This is a genomic window from Pseudomonas sp. H3_C08 (assembly GCF_054669455.1).
In genome coordinates, this window is sequence record NZ_CP162803.1 from 2,602,978 (window position 1) to 2,624,680 (window position 21,703).

The following is a 21,703-nucleotide window of genomic DNA, read 5'->3' on the forward strand; positions in this document are numbered from 1 at the left end:
ACTTCCCCAGTCGGGTCTAGCCTTACTAGTCCGAAGTCGGCACGAGCCGGCCGTAGCAGACCTGATAAGGACCCGAACATGGCAAACGAATCGAAATGCCCGTTCAACCACGCCGCCGGTGGTGGCACGACGAACCGTGACTGGTGGCCGAATCAACTCAACCTGAAAATCCTCAGTCAGCATTCGCCAAAGTCCGATCCGTTGGGCAAGGATTTCGACTACGCCAAAGCCTTCAAAAGCCTGGACTTCCAGGCGCTGAAACAAGATCTCAATGCGCTGATGACCGACTCTCAGGACTGGTGGCCAGCCGACTTTGGCCACTACGGCCCCCTCTTCATCCGCATGGCCTGGCACAGCGCCGGCACCTATCGCACCGCCGATGGCCGTGGTGGCGCCGGCTCCGGGCAACAGCGCTTCGCTCCACTGAACAGCTGGCCGGACAACGTCAGCCTCGACAAGGCCCGGCGCCTGCTGTGGCCGATCAAGCAGAAATATGGCCGCAATATTTCCTGGGCCGACCTGATCGTTCTCACTGGGAACGTCGCGCTGGAATCCATGGGTTTCAAAACCTTCGGATTCTCCGGTGGCCGCCCCGATGTGTGGGAGCCGGACGAAGACGTTTACTGGGGTTCGGAGCACGAATGGCTGGGCGGCGACAGCCGCTATGGCAAAGACAAGTCCGCCATGCAGGAGCCCGGTGACGGCACGCTGGTGGCTGAACCGGATCTGCACGGCAAAGAAGAAAGCCGCACCGATCAGGGCGAACGCAATCTGGAAAACCCGCTCGCCGCCGTGCAAATGGGCCTGATCTACGTGAACCCCGAAGGTCCGGAAGGCAATCCAGACCCCGTCGCTTCAGCCCACGACATCCGCGAAACCTTCGGCCGCATGGCCATGAACGATGAAGAAACCGTCGCGTTGATCGCTGGCGGTCACGCCTTCGGTAAAACCCACGGCGCCGGCCCAGCCGATAACGTCGGGCCTGAGCCGGAAGCGGCCGGCCTCGAAGAACAAGGCCTCGGTTGGCGCAACGCGTTCGGTACCGGCAAGGGTGGCGACACCATTACCAGCGGTCTGGAAGTGACCTGGACCACCACACCGACGAAGTGGAGCAATAACTACCTGGAAAACCTGTTCGGTTTCGAGTGGGAACTGACCAAAAGCCCGGCTGGCGCGCATCAGTGGATTCCGAAAAACGGCGCCGGTGCCGGCACCGTTCCGCATGCCCATGATCCGAGCAAAAAGCTTTCGCCGACCATGCTCACCTCCGACCTGGCGCTGCGTTTCGACCCGGCTTACGAGCAGATCTCGCGGCGCTTCCTCGCCAACCCGGATCAACTGGCCGACGCCTTCGCCCGTGCCTGGTACAAACTGATCCACCGCGACATGGGCCCGCTGTCGCGCTATCTCGGCCCGGAACTGCCGAGCGAAGAATTGCTGTGGCAGGATCCGATTCCGGATGTCACTCATCCGCTGATCGACGACAGCGACGCGGCTGCGCTGAAAGGCAAAATCCTCGCGTCAGGCCTTTCGGTGTCGCAACTGGTCTCGACCGCATGGGCCGCTGCCTCGACCTTCCGTGGCTCCGACAAGCGCGGCGGCGCCAATGGTGGCCGTCTGCGTCTGGCACCGCAAAAGTTCTGGCAGGCCAACCAGCCTGAGCAACTGGCCAAAGTGCTGCAAACCCTTGAGGGCATTCAGAACGACTTCAACAGCGGCGCTGCTGGCAAGAAAGTCTCGCTGGCGGACCTGATCGTGTTGGCGGGCAATGCCGGAGTCGAACAAGCAGCGAAAAACGCCGGCCATTCGGTCACGGTGCCGTTCACCCCGGGGCGTACGGATGCAACCCAAGAGCAAACCGATGTTGATTCCTTCGGCTTCCTTGAACCGATTGCCGATGGCTTCCGCAACTACAGCAAAGGCAAATACACCGTCTCGGCCGAGGCGTTGCTGATTGACAAGGCGCAACTGCTGACGCTTACCGCACCGGAGATGACTGTGCTGCTGGGCGGTTTGCGGGTGTTGAACACCAATGTCGGGCAAACCCGGCATGGTGTGTTCACTTCGCAGACGGAAGCACTGACCAATGACTTCTTCACCAACCTGCTGGACATGGGGGTGGAGTGGAAGCCAACGTCACGGGATGCGGATGAGTTCGAGGGGCGTGACCGTAAAACCGGCAGCGTGAAGTGGACGGCGACGCGGGTTGATCTGGTGTTTGGTTCCAATGCGCAATTAAGGGCGCTGGCTGAGGTGTATGCCAGTTCGGATGCGAAGGAGCAGTTTGTTAAGGACTTTGTTGCGGCGTGGACGAAGGTCACCAACCTGGATCGTTTCGACCTGAAGTAACTTTTAGTCAAAAAAAACGCCGCATTGGTTAATGCGGCGTTTTTTTATGTGTACGGCTTGGGGTTTGTGGTGATGCGTGAATCCTACCCCCTCACCCCAGCCCTCTCCCCCCAGGGGGGCGAGGGGGAAAGGGAGCCGATCTTCGTGCTTTTCAAGTCCTGAGTTCGGCTCCGGACTTTCAGGTCGGTGTAACTCAACCATCCACCTCGGTCAGTCCCCTCTCCCACTGGGAGAGGGTTAGGGTGAGGGCCGGCAACAGCTGGAACACCGACACCAACACACCATCAAGCCAGGCTCTTGCTCACCACCTCATACACATCACTCGACAACTGCCCAGACGCCCGAATCCGCTCCAGCTCAGCCTTCATCAGCGCCTGCCGCGCATCGTCATATTTACGCCAGCGCGTCAGCGGCGCCAGTTGGCGCGAAGCGATCTGCGGGTTGAAGCCGTTCAACTCAATCACCAGATCCGCGAGGAAGCGATAACCGGAACCGTCCGCCGCGTGGAAGTTAATCAGGTTCTGCCCGGCAAACGCACCGACCAGTGCACGCACCTTGTTCGGGTTCTTGATGTTGAACGCCGGGTGTTGCATCAACGCTTTCACCCGTTCCAGACCGCCCGGCAAGGTGCTGCCGGCCTGCACGCTGAACCACTGATCCATAACCAGCGGGTTGTCCTTGAAGTGCTCGGCGAAACTGGCCAGTGCCAAGGCTTTCTGCTCTTCGAACGGCGAATTGACCAACACCGCCAGCGCGGTCAGGCGCTCGGTCATATTGTCGGCTGTTTCGAACTGTTCCAGCGCCGCCGCGAGTACTTCCGGCTTGCCGCTGAGCATCAGGTACGACAGCGCAATATTCTGCAGCGCACGACGGGCGAAGTGCTCGGCTTCGGCCACATACGGGGTTTTTTTCGACAAATCACGGTTGGCCTGATACCGCAGCCACAGCGCTTCGAACAGACCTTCCGCCAGTTGCTGACGAGCGAACTCACGGGCGATATGAATCGCATCGACATCCGCCACTTCGCTGATTTCAGTGAGGTACGCCTCACCCGGCAACGAAAGCATTTCGGCGACCATGGCCTGATCCAGCGACTCATCCGACAGCACCGTACGCAGCGCCGAGACCAGGCGCGGATCAAGCTTCAGGCTCTCGCCCTTCTGCTGCTGGCCAATCAGTTCTTGCAGCACTTGCACCGACAGTTGCTGACCGGCATCCCAGCGGTTGAAGCCGTCGCTGTCGTGCTGCATCAGGAACATCAGCTGATCGCGGTTGTACGGGAAGCTCAGCTTGACCGGCGCGGAGAAACCGCGCAGCAGCGAGGGCAGCGGCTGTTCGGCGATGTCGACGAAGGTGAAGGTCTGCTCGGCTTCGGTGACCGAGATCACGCGGGTGGTGCCTTGCGCCGATGCTTCGCCGCTCAGACGCAAGGCAATTTCGTTACCTTGGCTGTCGAGCAGGCCGAGTTCGACCGGAATCACGAACGGCAGTTTTTCAACTTTATCCGGGGTTTCCGGGCAGCTCTGGCGGAAGGTCAGGCTGTAGGTTTTTGCGGCAGCGTCGTACGACTCGCTCACCGCCAGACGCGGCGTGCCGGCCTGGCTGTACCAGCGCTTGAACTGGCTCAGGTCGACACCGTTGGCGTCTTCCATCGCTTTGATGAAGTCGTCGCAGGTCACCGCTTGGCCGTCATGGCGATCGAAGTACAGATCGCTGCCCTTACGGAAGCCTTCGGCACCGAGCAAGGTGTGGATCATGCCAACCACTTCCGAACCCTTCTCATACACGGTCAGGGTGTAGAAGTTGGAGATTTCGATAAAGCTGTCCGGGCGCACAGCGTGGGCCATCGGGCCGGCATCTTCGGCGAACTGGTGGGTGCGCAGATAAGCCACGTCCTGAATGCGCTTGACCGTGGCCGAGTTCATGTCAGCAGAGAAGCCCGAGTCACGGAATACGGTGAAACCTTCTTTCAGCGACAGCTGGAACCAGTCGCGGCAAGTCACGCGGTTGCCCGACCAGTTGTGGAAATACTCATGGGCGACGATTGCTTCAACGCGCTGGTGTGCGGCGTCGGTCGCGGTTTCGGCGCGGGCCAGTACGGCGCTGGAGTTGAAGATGTTGAGGCCTTTGTTCTCCATTGCGCCCATGTTGAAGTCGTTGACGGCGACGATCATGAAGATGTCCAGATCGTACTCGCGACCGTAAACCTCTTCGTCCCAGCGCATCGACTTCTTCAGGCTGTTCATCGCGTGCTGGCACTTGTCGATGTTTTCCGGCTCGACGTAAATGCGCAGTGCAACATCGCGGTTAGTCATGGTGGTGAAGCTGTCTTCAACGCACCACAAATCACCGGCCACCAGCGCAAACAGGTACGCCGGTTTCATGAACGGGTCTTCCCAGGTTGCCCAGTGCCGGCCGTCTTCGCCCGGGCCCGAGGCAATCGGGTTGCCGTTGGAGAGCAGCACCGGATAGCTGTGCTGTTCGGCGACCACGGTGGTGGTGAACTTGCTCATCACGTCCGGGCGGTCGAGGTAATAAGTGATCTTGCGGAAACCTTCGGCCTCGCACTGGGTGCAGAACATCGTGCCGGACTTGTACAGGCCTTCCAGCGCGGTGTTGGTTTCCGGATGGATCTTCACGCTGGTGTCGACCGTGAAGCTTTCGCTGGTCGGCTGCAGGGTCAGGTGGTTTTCGGTGAGCTGGTAGTCGCCGTCAGACAGTTCCTGATCCGCCAGCGTTACCGAGAGCAACTCCAACTGCTGGCCATCGAGCACCAGCGGCGGCAGGCCCGGGCCACGTGCCGGATTGCGGCGCATCACCAACTGCGCGTGGACCAGGCTGTGATCCTCGAACAACTCGAAGGTCAGGTGTGTTTCGTCGATCAGGTACTCGGGCGCCTGATAGTCCTTCAGGTAAATCATCTTCGGTTGTTCGGTGCGCATGCTGGCGTCCTTATTGATGCACGGCGAGCTGATAAGCCGTGTACTTGCGAATATTGATCACGCCGGTGTCGAAGATCAGGTACTGACCCTTGATCCCCAGCAGCGTGCCTTCGGCAATCGGGTTCTTGTCCAGGTTGAAGCTGACGATTTTGGCCGGGTATTGCTCGACCGGATAGCGGATTTCGAGAGGTTCGACATCGGCAATCGTCTGAATAGCCTGTAGGCCGAATCGCTCCTGCAAACCTTGCAGGCCTTCGGCGCAGCTTTCGAATAACTGGTCACGTACCTGCGCCAGATCGACCGCCGCCGCATCGCCCTTGAGCAGCGCGCGCCAGTTGGTTTTATCCGCGACCTGACTGCGGAACAGGTCTTCAACGAAGCCCGATTGCTGCCGTGTCGAGACGCGCATGATCGGCAATGCCTGACATGCGCCCTGATCGATCCAGCGAGTCGGCAGTTGCGTAGCACGAGTGATGCCAACCTTGATCCCCGACGAATTGGACAGGTAAACCACATGGTCGGTCATGCAGAATTTCTCGCCCCACTCCGGCTCGCGGCAGGTGCCGGCGTCATAGTGGCAGCGCTCCGGGCTCATGATGCACAGGTCGCACTGCGCCAGTTTGGTCATGCACGGGTAGCAGTAACCCTGACTGAAACTGGTTTTGGTCTTGCGCCCGCAATGGGTGCAGTGAATCGCCCCCAGGTATTCCAGACGCACCGTGCTGCCAATCAACGGATTGACCGGCACCTCGACGTCATCCAGACGAAACGCGTATTGCACGTTCGGCCCGTCCAGGCGCGCCGACATTTTGCTGATTGCACCGCGGCCAATCTCGATCAATGGATGGCATCCGATTTGAACAGAATGTTCGGCACTTCGATCGACTTCGATGCACATTCCTGCGGGCCCATGTAACCGGTGCGCTGGTCTTCAGGCAGGTTCTGGATTTCCCAGGCGATCATCGCCTGCAGCGACAGTTCGCGCTGTTCGGCGGTGAGTTTGCCACCGTCGGACCACTTGCCGATTTCCACGGCCAGTTTCAGGCTCTCGTAGATGTCCGGGGTGATGTTGTTGATCATGTCGTTAAAAGAGGACATCAGGGTCTCCGTGCTCTTTATCTACTGAAAATTTCAGGCGGCCAGTTTACGGCGGTTATACAAACCGCCCAACAAACCGGTGAAGCATCCGATGAGTAACCCGCCGACGTGGGCGGCGTTGGCGATTTCGCCGAAACCGATCATCGAGATCAGCCCGGACATGCACACCAGCAACCACACCAGCATCATCACCAGCACGCCACGCGGCAGGCGATAGGCCGGGTTCGGCGCCAGCAGTTGGAAGATCCAGCAATGTCCAAGCAAACCGTACAGCACGCCGGACAGGCCGCCGAACAAGGTCGCGCCGCTCCAGGCAAATTGCGCGTAGTTGGACACCAGGCTGAACAGCAGCGTCAGGCCGATCAGATTGATGCTGCCCTGGCGCGACTCGATACGCCGGCCCAGCTCCCAGTACCACATGCCGTTCATGGCCAAGTGGAGGATGCCGAAGTGGATCAGCATCGGCGTGACCAGACGCCACCACTGCCCTGCCGCCAGGCTGTCGGCCAATGGCGTGAAATGGATGTACTCGCCGACCACCTGAAAGTCGAGGAAGGTCAGCCAGCGCAGCGTTTGCAGGTTCTCGCCGAGGTACGTCAATCCGCCAACGATCAGGCACAACAACAGGATGAACCCGGTGGCCTTGGCGTATTTCAGTTGCTCGGCGAAGCTCGGCCGCTTGAAGGTCTGCGTAACGGGGATGTCCATTTGCTGATCGGGATCACCCGCCGGGAAGCGTTCGTACAAGGAGCGCACGTCTTCGCTGATTTCCGCCGGCGCCCACAACACCTGCTCGCCCGCCTCTTCGCTGACCCGATGCGGGACCTGCATGCGTTGCAGCAGCTTGACGAAACCACTCAAATCCACCGCCAACGGCAGACGCAATACCGCTACCGCACTCATTGCAGCACCTCCGGCCGCTCGACATCGACCCAGACAAATTTATGCGGATCCAGACGTGTTTCCTGATCCAGACGATAGGCGACCAGTTTGCCGTAAAGCACCGCGCTGTAATCCAGGCACGCGAGGTTCGGACGGATCGGCGCTGGTTTGCCGCTGCGCCAGTAATGGCCGACGAACAGCAGTGGCTCGTCGACGCCGTAGCGCAGCAGGTTGTTTTTTTCGCTGGACGTCAGTGGCTTCTGCGCCACCGGATCCGGCAGTGCATCAGGCTGGAAAACGATATCGCCGTAAGTCTTCGGATCGTCTTCCCAGAACTTGGTGCGGAAGAACGAACGCACCAGACCGTCGCCGCTGGTCATGGTCAGACCATCCGGCAGGCGCATGTCGGTGCCGCGCAACAGACGGTCGAACACGGTGCAGGCAAAGCTGTCCGGCACGGCCGAGGCCTGGAGGAAGTGTTCATCGATGCAGCCATTGGGGAACAGCGCGCGCAACGGCTCGATCAGGCCGGCATCCCAACAGGCATGCACGACGCGGAAGCGGCCGGCGTCGACAAACAGCGGCAACTCATAGAACCAGCGCTGGAAATCGTGCCAGTCACCGGGGTGGTCTTCGAACTGGGTCAGGGTTTCGTGCAGCAGACGCGCGTGGCGCGGCGTGTGTTCGCGAACGAACTGCTTGCCGCTGCCTGGCGGCGCCGGCGTGCTCCAGCCCAATGCGTTGAATTCGTGGTTGCCCATGATGCACAAGGCCTGACCGGCCTCGACCATGTCGTGGACGATGTGCAACGCCTCGCGGATGCGCGGGCCACGGTCGATGATGTCGCCGACGAACACGGCCATGCGCGATGGATGCCGCCAGACCCCGCCCTGCTTGTGATAACCGAGACGGTCCAGCAAGTGTTCAAGGGTCAGGGCGCATCCGTGCACGTCACCAATCAGGTCATAACTGCGCGCGGGATCGAGCATCAGTCGCCTCCACCACCCAACTTGCTGCCCCAGCCGAGCTTGGTGCGGCAGACTTCGTAGTAGTTGTGGTCGAGCGGATGAATCAGCCGCAGCTTCTGTGCTTTCTTGCTGACGGTGATGGTGTCGCCCGGCGCGCAGGTGAAGTGGTTCTGCCCATCGCAGGAGACTTGCGGGTAAATCTGCATGTTTTTCGACACGACGATTTTCAGCTCACTGTTGCCATCGACCACAATTGGCCTGCTCGACAACATATGGGGGTACATCGGCACAATCACAATGGCATCGAGCTTGGGATGCATGATCGGCCCGCCGGCAGACAGCGCATACGCGGTGGAACCGGTCGGCGTCGCGACAATCAGGCCGTCGGCTTTCTGGCTGCAGACGAACTGACCGTCGATGTACAGCTCGAACTCGATCATCCGGGTCGATTTGCCGGGGTGCAGCACCACGTCGTTGAGCGCATCGCCCTGACCAATGGCCTCGGCGTGGCGGCGCACTTCGGCTTGCAGCAGGAAGCGGTTTTCCACCAGATAGTGGCCGTCGAGCACCTTGGCGACTTCGACTTCCAGCTCGTCCGGGCGAATGTCGGTGAGGAAGCCGAGGCTGCCACGGTTGATCCCCAGCACCGGAATATTGTGTTTGGCCAGCGCTCGTGCGGCGCCGAGCAGGCTGCCGTCACCGCCGACGACGATGACCATGTCGCAGACTTCGCCGAGCATTTTGCGCGACGAGGTTTGCAAACCGTGGCCCGGCAGGACTTCGGCGATGGTGTCTTCGAGGATCACATGCAGGTGACGATCGAGCAGAAACCGTTTCAGTCGGCGGACGGTATCCAGCACCTGGGAACTGCCCAGGCGACCGATGATGCCGATATTACGAAATTGCTCCATGGGACCTCTGCGGACAATCGAAAACGCGAAAAGCACGATTATGGGCGAAAGCGCCGGTTAGACAAAATCCTTTCAGCCTCAAGGGTGCGCTCATGTTTCAGGCTATGCTCGCAAGATGATCCTGTTTCCCGATTTGCTTCAGTTGCCCCACCAATTACGCCACCCGGAAGTGCGGGATCTGGCGTGGGTGATCCTCGCCCCGCCGATGCTCGCCACCACGCCATGGCCGCAGCGTCATCCGCTGGCGGGCAGCGATTGGGTGCATGACCCGCAGCGGCTGGAGCACTGGTTGCGCCAGCTCGACCGCGACAGTTATGGCTTGTTGCATTGGCTGTCGCAGGCGCGCACGCGGCGTCTGGGCCTGTATTACGAACGGCTGTGGCAGTTTGCCGTGGAGCATGCGCCGGGCATTGAGCTGATCGCCGCCAACCTGCCGATCCGTCGTGAGGGGCATACTCTCGGCGAGCTGGACATGCTGTTGCGTGACCGCGACGGCGTGCATCACCTGGAACTGGCGATCAAGCTTTATCTGGGCCCGCAAAATGGCGACGGTCGTGATCCCGCGCAGTGGCTAGGCCCGGGTTGTCATGATCGGCTGGATCGCAAACTGGCGCATCTGGCCGAGCATCAATTGCCGATCTCGGCGCGCCCGGAAAGTCGCGAAGTGCTGGCGGCGCTGGATATCGAGGTGTTCAGCGCGCAGCTGTGGCTCGGTGGTTACTTGTTGTATCCGTGGCCCGGGCCCGCTGAATCACCGAGCGGTGCGCACCCGCAGCATTTGCGCGGCAGTTGGTTGCATCAGAAGGATTGGCCAGCATTCGTCGCTCAACGTCCGGCAGGACGCTGGCAACCCCTGCCCCGCCACGCCTGGCTGGCACCGGCGCATTATCCGGCGGACCAGACGTGGACCATGGAGCATTTACGCATGTGGCTGGAGGATCTTGCGCCGCTGGCCCCGGCACAGCTGATGGTGCGCCTGACCGAGAACGCGCAGGGGGAATGGGAAGAGGCTGAGCGGTTGTTTCTGGTGTCGGATCTTTGGCCGAATGTCCCCGGCCAGGCCTGAGTTTGTTGGTGTTTGATATGACGCCTTCGCGAGCAAGCTCGCTCCCACATTTGGAATGCATTCCCCTGTAGGAGTGAGCCTGCTCGCGATGGGGTCACCTCGGTCTAAAGTGAAAGCCGCAAAGCCAAAGCCGCCAACGTCACCAACAACACCGGCACCGTCAACACAATCCCGACCCGGAAGTAATACCCCCAGCCAATATGAATCCCCTTGCGCTCCAGCACATGCAGCCACAACAACGTGGCCAGGCTGCCAATCGGCGTGATCTTCGGCCCCAGGTCACTGCCAATCACGTTGGCATAGATCATCGCTTCCTTGACCACTCCGCTGGCCTGACTGGCATCAATCGACAACAAACCAATCAACACCGTCGGCAAATTGTTCATGATCGATGACAGCAACGCGGTCAGCACACCCGTGCCCATTGCCGCGCCCCAAACGCCATGACCGGCAAAGACATCCAGCCAACCGGCCAGATACCCGGTCAGCCCGGCATTGCGCAGGCCATACACCACCAGGTACATGCCCAACGAGAAAATCACGATCTGCCACGGTGCCTCTTTCATCACCTTGCGCGTGGAAATCTTGTGGCCGCGGGCGGCGATGCCCAGCAACAGCGCGGCGCACACGGCAGATATAGCACTGATCGGAATGCCCAGCGGCTCCAGCGCAAAGCAGCCGATCAGCAGAATCACCAACACCGCCCAACCAGCGTAGAACGTGGCTTTATCGTGGATCGCGGTTTCGGGATGTTCGAGTTGCTCAGGGTCGTACGCCGAGGGAATATCGCGGCGGAAAAACCACAGCAGCATGCCCAGCGTCGCCGCCACGCTGACGAAGTTGACCGGCACCATCACCGCTGCGTAGCGGTTGAAGCCGATGTGGAAGAAGTCTGCCGAAACAATGTTGACCAGGTTCGATACCACCAGCGGCAGGCTCGCGGTATCGGCGATAAACCCCGCGCCCATCACGAACGCCAGCGTCGCCGCCGGAGAAAAGCGCAGTGCCAGCAACATCGAAATCACGATCGGTGTGAGGATCAGCGCCGCGCCGTCATTGGCGAACAACGCCGACACCAATGCGCCGAGCAGCACCATAAAAGCAAACAGCTTGCGCCCACTGCCCCGCCCCCAACGCGCCACGTGCAACGCGGCCCAGTTGAAGAACCCGGCTTCGTCGAGCAACAGGCTGATGATGATCAGCGCGACAAAGGTGCCGGTGGCGTTCCAGATGATCTGCCACACCAGCGGAATGTCGCTGAGGTGGACGACGCCGAAGATCAGCGCCAACACCGCGCCAAGCGTCGCACTCCAGCCGACGCCAAGGCCTTTGGGTTGCCAGATGACAAGGGTAATGGTCAGCAGGAAAATCAGTGACGCAGCGAGCATCCGCAACAGCCTTAAATTAAGTAGAAGAGCTAAACACTAAAACCTGTGGGAGCGAGCTTGCTCGCGAAGACGGACTGTCAGTCACCCATGATGTGTGGCTGATGGCCTCTTCGCGAGCAAGCTCGCTCCCACAGGATGTCTGTTGTGCCAGGGATTTCGGTGAGCTTATTTTTTGTGTTGCTCTACGAATTGTCCGTAGGCATTGATAAAGCTTTGCAGAAAAGGTTTCACCGACTCGCTCAACTTGCCCGCCTCGTCAAACGCCGAACCCGCGCCGCCCAGATACGCTTCCGGTTGCTGCATGCACGGCACATTGAGGAATACGAACGACTGGCGCAGATGCTGATTCGCCCCGAAACCACCGATCGCACCGGGCGATACACTGATCACCGCCCCCGGTTTGCCACTCCAGACAGCCTTGCCATAAGGCCGCGAGCCGACGTCGATGGCATTCTTCAACGGCGCCGGCACCGAACGGTTGTACTCGGGCGTGACAAACAGCACCGCGTCGGAAGAACCCACTTTTTGCCTGAAAGTGCTGTAGGCTGCCGGCGGTGAATCGCCGTCGATGTCTTCGTTATACAGTGGCAGATCGCCAATCTCGACAATCTCAAGCTTGAGGTTCGCCGGGGCCAGCTCCGCCAGTGCCAGGGCGACTTTGCGATTGATCGAAGCTTTGCGCAGGCTACCGACCACTACAGCGACGTTGTAGACATTGCTCATGGAAGAACTCTCGATGGTCCGTGGGAGGAGCCACTAGTTATAGATGATCCGGTGACGATTCCACCAGCACACAATGGGAAATTCCCGCGCGCTGATTATTTTTTTCCTGTAGGAAAACTTACAGGCCTTGATGGCGGTCTACCAAGCCGCAAATCAAGCGTTTTATCTCCAGAGGTTCTAAGCAGATGGCAGCAGTACTGGTCGGTCAGTTCCATGCAAGAGATGCGGAAGGCCGCGTTTATTCCGTGCATGAGTTCCAGGAATCCAACCCGTCGGCAGACGGTTCCACTGGCTCGGAGCCGATTTACAAACTGGCCATTGGCGATCGCGTCAACAAGGTCAACGACAATGAGTTTCTCCTGGTTCAGTCAGGCATCACCCTGACCCGAGAGCCTGAGACCACCGTCGCTTCATAACTGGCCGTTATGAGCAGAAGTCATATGCGCAGAGTTGGGGTAGGATTCAGCCACTGACCCCACCTGCTGAACATGGACTTCACGCATGCGTTTACGTCATATCGAAGTGATTCAGGCGCTCTTGCAGACCGGTCACCTGGGCACTGCCGCCGAATGGCTGGAGTTGCCGGTGGCCGAGGTCGAAGAGCGTTTGCGCGAAGCCGAGAGTCAGTTGGGGTTCATGCTGTTCGCCAGCGTACGCGGGCGCCTGCAATCGACGCCCGAGGCGCGGGCATTGCAGGTCGAAATCGCCCACGTTTATGAAGCGCTGGAGCCGGTGCAGCGCCTGGCCAGCAGCCTCAAGCAATACCTCGCCCCACCCTTGCGCATCATCGGCACCCCGCCGCTGGCGCAACAATTACTGCCACAAAGCCTTGCCGCCCTGCGCCGACGCCTGCCCGATGCACCGTGCAGCCTGCTCAGCGCGCCAACCCGCGATATCGTCCGCAGCCTGTTGTTACGTGAAAGCGATCTCGGCTTGAGCCTGCACGATCCCGAACACCCCGACATTGATTGCCGGCCATTGGCCCAGGGCAAGCTGCAACTGCTCGCCCCCCATGGCTGGCTGCAACCGAAACAGAAATACATTTCCCTGCAGGATCTCGCTGGCCAGGCCATGGTCGGCCTCGAAGGCCAGGACCCGCTGAGCCCGGCGCTGGAAAACAAACTCCAGGCGTTGCGCCCGGCACCGAGCATCCAGACCCGCGTACAAACCCATCAGATGATGCGCAGCATGGTCGAGGCCGGCGAAGGCCTGGCCATCGTCGATCCGTTCACCGCACTGGGCGCGCGTCCGGCAGGGTTGGATGTCTGCCCACTGTCGCCGGCGGTGCCGATCAGCCTCTATGCCCTGACGTTCAAGCACACCGCGCCGGCATCGGCGATTCAGACGCTACTGGCGATCATCACGGAACAAGCCGAGGCGATGCTGGCGAGCTGAGCGGGTTTTCCAGCGGATTATCGAACAATCGATACCAGAACAGCGCCACTTCGGCGGTGTTCGGATCAATGCCGCGATAGCGCAACTGGTCCACGCCGCCAATCACGTAGCCGCAACGCTCATACAACCGACAAGCGCCGAGGTTGTTGTTCTGGGTTTCGAGCATGATCCCCGGCAGTTTTTTCTTGCGACTCCAGAACTGCGCGACATCGAGCAACGCCTTGGCCACGCCATGGCGCCGCGCCGGCGCATGCACCGCCAGCTCATCGATATGGGCGAAGCCGTTCCAGTTGGTACTGATCACCAGATGGCCGACCGGCTGATCATCCAGATACGCCATGAAAATCGCGCTGTCGGGCGCGTTATGAAAGGCGCTGAACTCTTCCGGATCGATGCCGTAGCACTTGCGGTACGGCACGATCGGCGTCACCCGCCATTGCTCGACAGGCTGGCCGATCACGGCAGCGCCATAGGCGGTGACCTCGAAACTGAAGTCGCTGCCCCAGATATACGGCGCAAAGCCTTCATCGGCGACGCGCACCGACAGCCCTGGGTATTTCGGATTCATGACCGGTTGCATACTGGGAAAAGTCCTCATTCCTTGACGCAATCGACGGTGTATTGCCGCCCATTGCCTTCATCTTCGTGCTGCAATCCATGCACATCCGCGACAAAACCGGGGAAGCTGCTATCGAACGTGCGAGCAAATTTCAGGTAATCAATGATCGAGCGTGTCGACTCGGTAAAGCGTTCGCCGGGCATGATCAGCGGAATCCCCGGCGGATACGGCACCAGCATCACCGCGGCGATGCGCCCTTCCAGCTCATCGATCGGCACCGCCTCGACTTCGCCACGCACCAGATGATCGTAGGCGTGCGCCGGTTTCATGGCAATTTCCGGGAGCACGGTGTACATGCGCTTGAGGTGTTTGGCCGTGGCATTGCTGCGATAACAGGCGTGCAGTTGATCACACAAATCCCGCAGGCCCATGCCGCGATAACGCACGGTGTCTTGCTGGGCAACACACGGCAGGCAGGTGTCGAGGCGCACATTGGCGTCGTAGCTGCGTTTGAATTCCAGCAACTCGGTGAGCAGCGTGCTCCATTTGCCTTTGGTAATGCCCATGGAGAACAGCACCAGAAATGAATACAGACCCGTCTTCTCCACCACCAGCCCCCGCTCCCAGAGGAATTTACTGACTACCGCCGCCGGGATGCCCTTCTCGCTCAGCGCGCCGCCGGCGTTCAACCCCGGCATGACCAGCGTGACTTTGATCGGATCGAGCAACACGTAATCGTCGCTGACCTCCCCAAAACCATGCCACTCGGCATCCGGTTGCAATAACCAGTCTTCGGTCTGCACGCGGTCGATGCCCTCGACACCCGGCGGCTGCCAGATCGAAAACCACCAGTCATCAGCGGCGATGTGCTGCCGCAGATTGGCCAGCGCGCGACGGAAGCTCAGCGCTTCGTCAAAGGTTTCCTGCAACAGCGAACGCCCGGCCGGGCCTTCCATCATTGCCGAGGCAACGTCGAGCGAGGCGATGATGCTGTACTGCGGTGAAGTCGAGATGTGCATCATGAACGCTTCATTGAAACGATCACGGTCCAGTTGCCGCGCACCGCCGTCCTGCACATGAATCATCGAGGCCTGACTGAAGGCGGCGAGCAGTTTGTGCGTGGAATGCGTGGTGAATACCAGCGGGCTGTCTTCGCTGCGCGAGGTGGCCATGCCGTAGCGCCCGGCGAAGAATTCGTGAAACGCCGCATAGGCGTACCAGGCCTCGTCGAAATGCAGCACCTCGACGCTGTTGCCGAGACTTTGCTTGATCAGCTCGGCGTTGTAACAGAGGCCGTCGTAAGTCGAATTGGTGACCACGGCGAGTTTGACTTTCGGCGCGCGGCCCTTGGTCAGCGGGCTGGCGTCGATCTTGGCCTGAATCGACTCGCGGCTGAATTCGCTCAGCGGGATCGGGCCGATGATCCCCAGCTCATTACGCTCCGGGCACAGGTACAGCGGGATCGCCCCGGTCATGATGATCGCGTGCAACACCGACTTGTGGCAATTGCGGTCAACCAGCACCAGATCGTCGCGCGCGACCATCGAATGCCAGACAATCTTGTTGGCGGTCGAGGTGCCATTGATCACGAAAAAGGTGTGATCGGCGCCGAAATTGCGCGCGGCGCGCGCTTCGGCTTCGGCGAGCGGCCCGGTGTGATCGAGCAGCGAACCGAGCTCCGGCACCGACACCGACAAATCCGAACGCAGGGTATTTTCACCGAAGAACTGGTGAAACGCCTGCCCGACCGGACTCTTGTGATACGCCACACCGCCGCCATGGCCGGGGGTGTGCCAGGAATAATTGGAGTCGGCGGTGTGCTGCACCAGCGCCTTGAAAAACGGTGGCAACAAGCCATCGAGGTACTTGCGCGCCGCGCGGGCCACTTGCCGGGCGAGGAACGGTACGGTGTCTTCGAACAGATAGAGAATGCCGCGCAGTTGATTGAGCTCGGCCATGGCATCGGCCGGCGCGTTTTCCAGGGTGACTTGCTCGCCGAGGGCAAAGATTGGCAGATCCGGAGCCCGCACTCGCGCCAGACCGATCAGCTCGGCCATGTTCTGCAACAGATGCGAGTGGGTGCTGGCGTCCTCGGCGGCAATCAGCATGCACGCCAGACCATGATGGGTCGACGCGACCAACCGCCCTTCGGCGTAGTCGGTGGCCGACACGATACTGAAACCTTCCTGCTCCAACTCTTGGGCGATGCCACGGATACGGTCACCGGCGACCGTGTCGGCCTTGATATCGCGATGAACGATCAATACCGGAAACTTCAAATCTTTGTACATGAGGCCCAGTGTCCTGAGGCGGCCGAATTGAATCGGCCAATGCACTCAAGGGTAGAGGGTTGCAGCGAATGTGGCGAGGGTGGCCAGTTGGCTTCATGCCGCCAAAAGCAAAGATCGTCCGATCCGTTGATCTTCAAGCCTGGGCGTCAGCTTCCGCGATCTGCGTCCACATCGCCGGGCCACCCGCAGACTTGGCAATAATTTCCAGCCGCACCAGATGCGCCGCCAGTTCCTCTTCGGTTGCACGAATGATCCGCGCTGGCTGACGATCAGCCGGCAAGCGGCGAATCTCGGTCGCCGAGTTGTCCGCGCCCTCGCCCGTGCCATTGCCGTCGGAAGCGTTGCCGGCCAGCGACAGGCTGGTCTGGCCACCGGTCATGGTCAGGTAGACGTCGGCGAGAATCTCCGAGTCGAGCAAGGCGCCGTGCAGTTCACGGCCGGAGTTGTCGACGCCATAACGTTTGCACAACGCATCGAGGCTGTTGCGCTGCCCCGGGTGACGTTCCCGGGCCATCATCAGGGTGTCGAGGATTGAGCAGTGCTGGGTGATGTCAGCACGATCGTGCTGACCCATCAGGGCGAATTCGTTGTTGATGAAGCCAACGTCGAACGCCGCGTTGTGGATGATCAGCTGCGCGCCCTTGATGAACTCGAAGAACTCATCGGCCACTTCGGCAAAGCGCGGCTTGCCTACGAGGAATTCGTTGGTGATGCCGTGGACGCCGATGGCGCCTTCATCACTCTCGCGATCCGGCTGCAGGTAAACGTGAAAATGCCGGCCCGTCAGGCGCCGACCGATCAGTTCGACACAACCGATTTCAATGATCCGGTGACCATCGGTCACCGGCATGCCGGTGGTTTCGGTATCGAGTACAACGGATCTGGTGGCCATCAGTGTTCAGCTCTCAACGGGTCGATCTTGCAAAAAACGCGGATGTTAACACGCTCGGCGGGGTGTTTCAGTCAGACCGTGGCGCGCCCTTCGCGAGCTGGCTCGCTCCCACATTGGAATGCATTCCAATTCAGGGAAGGGGCATCAGATCTGGAATGCATTTCCCTGTGGGAGCGAGCCTGCTCGCGAATGGCCACACCACGGTTCAGAAGCGAAATCAGCTCTGCTTGTAACCGCGAACCTCATCCACCCCACGGTTAGCCAATTGGTCAGCCCGCTCGTTACCGTGATGCCCGATATGGCCACGCACCCACTTCCAGGTGACCTTGTGGCGGTTGACCTGCTCATCCAGCTCTTTCCACAGATCAGCGTTCTTTACCGGCTCTTTCGCGGCGGTTTTCCAGCCGCGCTTCTTCCAGTTTGCCATCCACTCGTTGATGCCCTTCATCACGTATTGTGAGTCGGTCACCAGCAGCACTTCACAGGGGCGCTTCAAGGCTTCGAGGCCACGGATCGCGCCGAGCAGTTCCATGCGGTTGTTGGTGGTGTTGGTTTCGCCACCCCACAGTTCCTTTTCGACGCCCTTGCACACCAGCAAGGCGCCCCAGCCGCCGGGGCCGGGGTTGCCTTTGCAGGCGCCGTCAGTGAACAGCTCTACGGTGTCGACGCTTTCAACGCTTTCGCTCATGCCAATCTATCCAGAAAAATGCCTGTCCTGCCGATCACGGATCGACAATGACCGAGGCCGGGACACACCCGGCCACAAATAAAAGAAAGTTTTACGGTTCGATGCGGCGGCGGTTGACCTTGGCCATCGGCAGCGGAATCAGCTTGCCCATCGGCTCGCGCCGTTCCTGACGCAACGGTCGCAGTCCGACCACAATCTTGCGCGCGACCAGTAAATAGAAGCCGCCACCCGACAGTTGCCAGTCACCGGCCTTGCGTTCCCAGCCGGCCAGACGGGCCTGCCACTTGGGTGACGCGAGCGGCGGACGATAGCACCCGAAGCGGCGTTTCTCCAGCGCGAAGCCCAGCAGATTGAGCCAGTCGGCGACCCGCGACGGCGAGATGCAGCGCGCCTGGCGCAAGGCGTCGTGGGCGAACACATGGCGCAGGCCCCAGGTGCTCCAGGGGTTGATGCCGATGATCAGCAAATGCCCACCGGGACGCACGCTGCTCGCTGCTTCACGCAGCAAACCGTGGGGCGACAGGCAGAAATCCAGACCGTGCTGCATCACCACCACATCGGCGGCATGCTCGCTCAGCGGCCAGGCCTGCTCCTCGCAGACAATCTCGACCCCGGGCAACGGTGCACCGAGGCGCACATTGCGCTGCACTTGCGGTGCCGACGGCGGGGTTTCGGCCGATGGCCCGTAGTGCACCAGATAACCGCCAAAGAAACGGCCCAACTCGTCTTCGAGCATGCGCCGCTCTTCATCGAGCAGAAATTGCCCGAGCGGGCCGGACAGCCATTCACGGGCTGCACCGATCAGGGCCAGCCAGTCAGGATCAGCCTGTGCGAACGCTTTATCACTCATCGCATTCTCCAAAGCGCCAGGAACTACTAAGATGCGCCAATGTTTTCCGCTTGGCGAATTCCGACGATGATACAGATCAGTGCCCTGCCCGCGTTCACCGACAACTACATCTGGTTGTTACAGGATCACCGCACCCAGCGCTGCGCCGTGGTCGACCCGGGCGATGCCGCGCCGGTGCAGGCGTGGCTTGCAGCGCATCCGGGCTGGGTGTTGAGCGACATCCTGATCACCCACCACCATCATGATCATGTCGGCGGCGTCGAACGCCTGAAAGCGCTGAGCGGCGCAAAAGTCTACGGCCCGGCCAGCGAAAGCATCCCGGGGCGCGACGTGGCGCTCGAGGACAACGACACGGTCAGCGTGCTCGGCTGGGACTTCGACGTCTATGCGGTGCCCGGTCACACCTTGGGACACATTGCCTATTACCACCACGGCCTGCTGTTCTGCGGCGACACCCTGTTCGCCGCCGGTTGCGGTCGCCTGTTCGAGGGCACGCCGGAGCAAATGCACCACTCGCTCAGCCGCCTCGCTGCTCTACCGGAAGATACCCTGGTCTACTGCACCCATGAATACACCCTGAGCAACCTGAAGTTTGCCGCCGCCGTCGAGCCGGGCAATCCGGACATCGCCGCCCGTCTGGAAAAAGTCACTCAGCAGCGGCAAAACGGCGTCATGACCCTGCCTTCGACCCTTGCACTGGAAAAGCTCACAAACCCGTTCTTGCGTACCTCTGAAACATTAGTTACACAAAAAGTGGACGAACGGGCAGGCGCTCAAAACCGGGCGCCGAGTGAGGTATTTGCGGCTCTGCGGGCTTGGAAAGATAAGTTCTAAGCCCCCCACTACTTGGTACAAAAATTCTGAATGGTTGACCGCAGGGGGTGCGCTTTCTAGAATCGCCCGACATTTTTGCCCGGAACTTACTTCCAGCCAATGTCGTCATCCATACGTAAGTCCGTCAATTCAGACGCATTGACCCGCCTGGCGCAAGCCATCGCGGTGGCTGTGTCCGCCACGCTGGCGGGCTGTTCCAGCCATGCTCCGCAGACTGAAGCGACCCATACGCCGAACATTGCTGCGCGAGCCAAGCAGAAGCCGATCTGGCTGTCCGAAAAGCCCAGCCCACAGGTTCCCCAGGACATCTGGGAGCGCATGCGCCAGGGCTTTCAGCTGCAGGAAGGTCTCGGCGTCAACCCGCGCATCGAGCAACAGCGCCTGTGGTTCGCCAGCAATCCCTCTTTCCTCGAGAACGCCGGTGAACGCGGCAGTCTCTATATTCACTACATCGTCGAACGCCTCGAAGAACGCAACATGCCGCTGGAACTGGCCCTGCTGCCAGTGATTGAAAGCGCCTACAACCCGATGGCCTATTCCCGGGCCGATGCAGTCGGGCTGTGGCAATTCATTCCGTCCACCGGGCGTTATTTCAATCTGCGTCAGACGCGCTTCTACGATGGCCGTCGCGACATCACCGCCTCGACCACGGCAGCGATGGATTACCTGACCCGCCTGCACGACATGTTCAACGGCGACTGGTTGCTGGCCCTGGCGGCGTACAACGCCGGTGAAGGCACGGTCAGCCGTGCCATCGAACGTAACGAAAAGCTCGGTCTGCCCACCGACTACTGGAACCTGCCGTTGCCGGCGGAAACCCAGGCCTACGTGCCGAAGCTGCTGGCGCTGTCGCAAGTGGTGCTGGCGCCGGAAGCCTACGGCGTGAACCTCAACCCGATCGCCAACGAACCGTACTTCCAGGTCGTCGAAATCAACCAGCGCATGGACCTGTCCAAGGTCGCTGCGGTGGCCAACATCGACGAAGACGAACTGTTCCAGCTCAACCCGGCCTTCAAGCAACGCACCACCATCGACGGCCCTCAGCATTTGCTGGTGCCGACGTCGAAGGCGCAATTGCTGACGGCCAGTTTGCAGACCATGCGTCCGGAAGAGCTGATCAGCCCGCGTTCGCTGAAACCAGTCTTCGAAGGCGCCGATCCGTCGGAAGTGGCGCAGCTCAAGCGTGCCTATCGGGTGAAGCGTGGCGACAACCTCGGTTCCATCGCCAAGGCCAACAAGGTCGAAGTCAAGGATCTGCAGCGCTGGAACAAGCTGACCGGCAAGAACCTCAAGGTTGGTCAGACCCTGGTGATGCAAGACACCACCAAGCGTGCGCCGGCGCGCAAATCCGGCCGGGTCAACACGGTGATTGCGGCCAACAGCAAGAGCAAAGGCAAGGACGACAGCGCGCAGCAAACCCAGTACAAGGTCAAACGCGGCGACACGCTGTACGTGGTGGCCAAGCGCTTCAACGTTGAGATGCAGCATCTCAAGCGCTGGAATCCGGGTGCGGGCAAAGCACTGAAGCCTGGGCAGATGCTCACGGTTTATCAGCCGCACTGACAGAAGAGCCCCTGAGATTTCAGGGGCTTTTTTTTCGTCCGGATTTTGTGGCGTGCTTTAGATCGATCCCCCTCACCCCAGCCCTCTCCCCCACGGGGGCGAGGGGGAAAGGGAGCCGATCTCCGTGCTGTTCAAAATCCGAGTTCGACTCGGTATCGCACGTCGATGCAATTCGCCCAGACACCACAGTCAGTCCCCTCTCCCCCCGGGAGAGGGTTAGGGTGAGGGGCTCTTCGCGCAAACGATTAACCCTGCATTAACTCCCGTCTTTTTCCTGTCCAGACAAGCTGTTACTGTACGGCCC

At 60.3% G+C, this 21,703-nt stretch carries 19 protein-coding genes; 6 read left to right on the forward strand and 13 right to left on the reverse strand.

The window, feature by feature from the left end; translation table 11 throughout:
• The first annotated feature begins 78 nt into the window (after positions 1–78).
• Positions 79–2,349, forward strand: a complete 2,271-nt coding sequence (gene katG, locus AB4N74_RS11860) for a catalase/peroxidase HPI (RefSeq protein WP_099756501.1) — start codon at positions 79–81, stop codon at positions 2,347–2,349.
• A gap of 284 nt (positions 2,350–2,633) precedes the next feature.
• Here the strand turns inward: katG and pepN are convergent, their stop codons facing one another.
• Genes pepN through AB4N74_RS11890 form a run of 6 tightly spaced genes read right to left on the reverse strand, consistent with a single transcriptional unit; the run spans position 2,634 to position 9,150 of the window.
• Positions 2,634–5,291 carry an aminopeptidase N gene (gene pepN, locus AB4N74_RS11865; RefSeq protein WP_460100336.1) on the reverse strand — a complete coding sequence of 886 codons (2,658 nt, stop codon included), beginning with the start codon at positions 5,289–5,291 and terminating at the stop codon, positions 2,634–2,636.
• A gap of 10 nt (positions 5,292–5,301) precedes the next feature.
• Complete coding sequence (locus AB4N74_RS11870) at positions 5,302–6,132, reverse strand: DUF2797 domain-containing protein (protein WP_093430729.1); 831 nt, start codon at positions 6,130–6,132, stop codon at positions 5,302–5,304.
• Positions 6,129–6,389, reverse strand: a complete 261-nt coding sequence (locus AB4N74_RS11875; RefSeq protein ID WP_007919229.1) for a YeaC family protein — start codon at positions 6,387–6,389, stop codon at positions 6,129–6,131. Before AB4N74_RS11875 ends, AB4N74_RS11870 begins: the two co-directional genes overlap by 4 nt.
• Positions 6,390–6,422: 33 nt before the next feature.
• Complete coding sequence (locus AB4N74_RS11880; protein WP_257355375.1) at positions 6,423–7,292, reverse strand: rhomboid family intramembrane serine protease; 870 nt, start codon at positions 7,290–7,292, stop codon at positions 6,423–6,425.
• A complete protein-coding gene (locus tag AB4N74_RS11885) occupies positions 7,289–8,260 on the reverse strand; it encodes a metallophosphoesterase (protein ID WP_093430727.1) in 972 nt (323 codons plus the stop codon). The genes AB4N74_RS11880 and AB4N74_RS11885 overlap by 4 nt, the downstream gene beginning before the upstream one ends.
• Complete coding sequence (locus AB4N74_RS11890; RefSeq protein ID WP_003224174.1) at positions 8,260–9,150, reverse strand: NAD(+) kinase; 891 nt, start codon at positions 9,148–9,150, stop codon at positions 8,260–8,262. Before AB4N74_RS11890 ends, AB4N74_RS11885 begins: the two co-directional genes overlap by 1 nt.
• A gap of 115 nt (positions 9,151–9,265) precedes the next feature.
• Between AB4N74_RS11890 and AB4N74_RS11895 the strand changes: the two genes are divergently transcribed.
• Positions 9,266–10,216 carry a DUF1853 family protein gene (locus AB4N74_RS11895; protein ID WP_460100341.1) on the forward strand — a complete coding sequence of 317 codons (951 nt, stop codon included), beginning with the start codon at positions 9,266–9,268 and terminating at the stop codon, positions 10,214–10,216.
• Positions 10,217–10,320: 104 nt separating this feature from the next.
• Here AB4N74_RS11895 and AB4N74_RS11900 read toward each other — a convergent pair whose 3' ends face one another.
• Positions 10,321–11,604, reverse strand: a complete 1,284-nt coding sequence (locus AB4N74_RS11900; protein WP_099756505.1) for an arsenic transporter — start codon at positions 11,602–11,604, stop codon at positions 10,321–10,323.
• A gap of 165 nt (positions 11,605–11,769) precedes the next feature.
• On the reverse strand, positions 11,770–12,327 hold the full coding sequence (locus tag AB4N74_RS11905) for an NADPH-dependent FMN reductase (protein WP_038366013.1): 558 nt from the start codon (positions 12,325–12,327) through the stop codon (positions 11,770–11,772).
• A gap of 185 nt (positions 12,328–12,512) precedes the next feature.
• Between AB4N74_RS11905 and AB4N74_RS11910 the strand changes: the two genes are divergently transcribed.
• Together AB4N74_RS11910 and AB4N74_RS11915 are read left to right on the forward strand one after the other, a co-directional pair.
• Positions 12,513–12,743, forward strand: coding sequence for a hypothetical protein (locus tag AB4N74_RS11910; protein WP_093430724.1), 231 nt, complete (start codon positions 12,513–12,515; stop codon positions 12,741–12,743).
• 85 nt (positions 12,744–12,828) lie between these two features.
• The gene (locus AB4N74_RS11915; protein WP_186624347.1) at positions 12,829–13,722 is read left to right on the forward strand and encodes a LysR family transcriptional regulator; all 894 of its coding nucleotides are present in this window, start codon (positions 12,829–12,831) and stop codon (positions 13,720–13,722) included.
• On the opposite strand, the gene AB4N74_RS11920 is transcribed toward AB4N74_RS11915, so the two are convergent.
• The 5 genes from AB4N74_RS11920 to AB4N74_RS11940 all read right to left on the reverse strand — a co-directional run bounded on the left by AB4N74_RS11920 (position 13,688) and on the right by AB4N74_RS11940 (position 19,002).
• Positions 13,688–14,302, reverse strand: coding sequence for a GNAT family N-acetyltransferase (locus tag AB4N74_RS11920; RefSeq protein WP_099756507.1), 615 nt, complete (start codon positions 14,300–14,302; stop codon positions 13,688–13,690). The two genes, AB4N74_RS11915 and AB4N74_RS11920, sit on opposite strands and share 35 nt — an antisense overlap.
• A gap of 14 nt (positions 14,303–14,316) precedes the next feature.
• Positions 14,317–16,572, reverse strand: a complete 2,256-nt coding sequence (locus AB4N74_RS11925; RefSeq protein ID WP_460100348.1) for an Orn/Lys/Arg family decarboxylase — start codon at positions 16,570–16,572, stop codon at positions 14,317–14,319.
• 133 nt (positions 16,573–16,705) lie between these two features.
• Positions 16,706–17,464: a DNA polymerase III subunit epsilon gene (gene dnaQ, locus AB4N74_RS11930; protein WP_093430720.1), complete on the reverse strand. Its 759-nt coding sequence runs from the start codon at positions 17,462–17,464 to the stop codon at positions 16,706–16,708.
• Positions 17,465–17,681: 217 nt separating this feature from the next.
• The gene (gene rnhA, locus AB4N74_RS11935) at positions 17,682–18,152 is read right to left on the reverse strand and encodes a ribonuclease HI (RefSeq protein ID WP_093430719.1); all 471 of its coding nucleotides are present in this window, start codon (positions 18,150–18,152) and stop codon (positions 17,682–17,684) included.
• 91 nt (positions 18,153–18,243) lie between these two features.
• Positions 18,244–19,002 (reverse strand): class I SAM-dependent methyltransferase, encoded by a 759-nt coding sequence (locus AB4N74_RS11940; protein ID WP_093430718.1) that lies wholly within the window; start codon positions 19,000–19,002, stop codon positions 18,244–18,246.
• Positions 19,003–19,068: 66 nt separating this feature from the next.
• Here AB4N74_RS11940 and gloB point away from each other — a divergent pair, with 66 nt between their 5' ends.
• Both gloB and AB4N74_RS11950 read left to right on the forward strand, forming a co-directional pair.
• Positions 19,069–19,836, forward strand: coding sequence for a hydroxyacylglutathione hydrolase (gene gloB, locus AB4N74_RS11945; RefSeq protein ID WP_093431663.1), 768 nt, complete (start codon positions 19,069–19,071; stop codon positions 19,834–19,836).
• A gap of 99 nt (positions 19,837–19,935) precedes the next feature.
• Entirely contained in the window at positions 19,936–21,399 is a 1,464-nt protein-coding gene (locus AB4N74_RS11950) for a transglycosylase SLT domain-containing protein (protein ID WP_093430717.1), read from the forward strand.
• Positions 21,400–21,703: the final 304 nt, after the last annotated feature.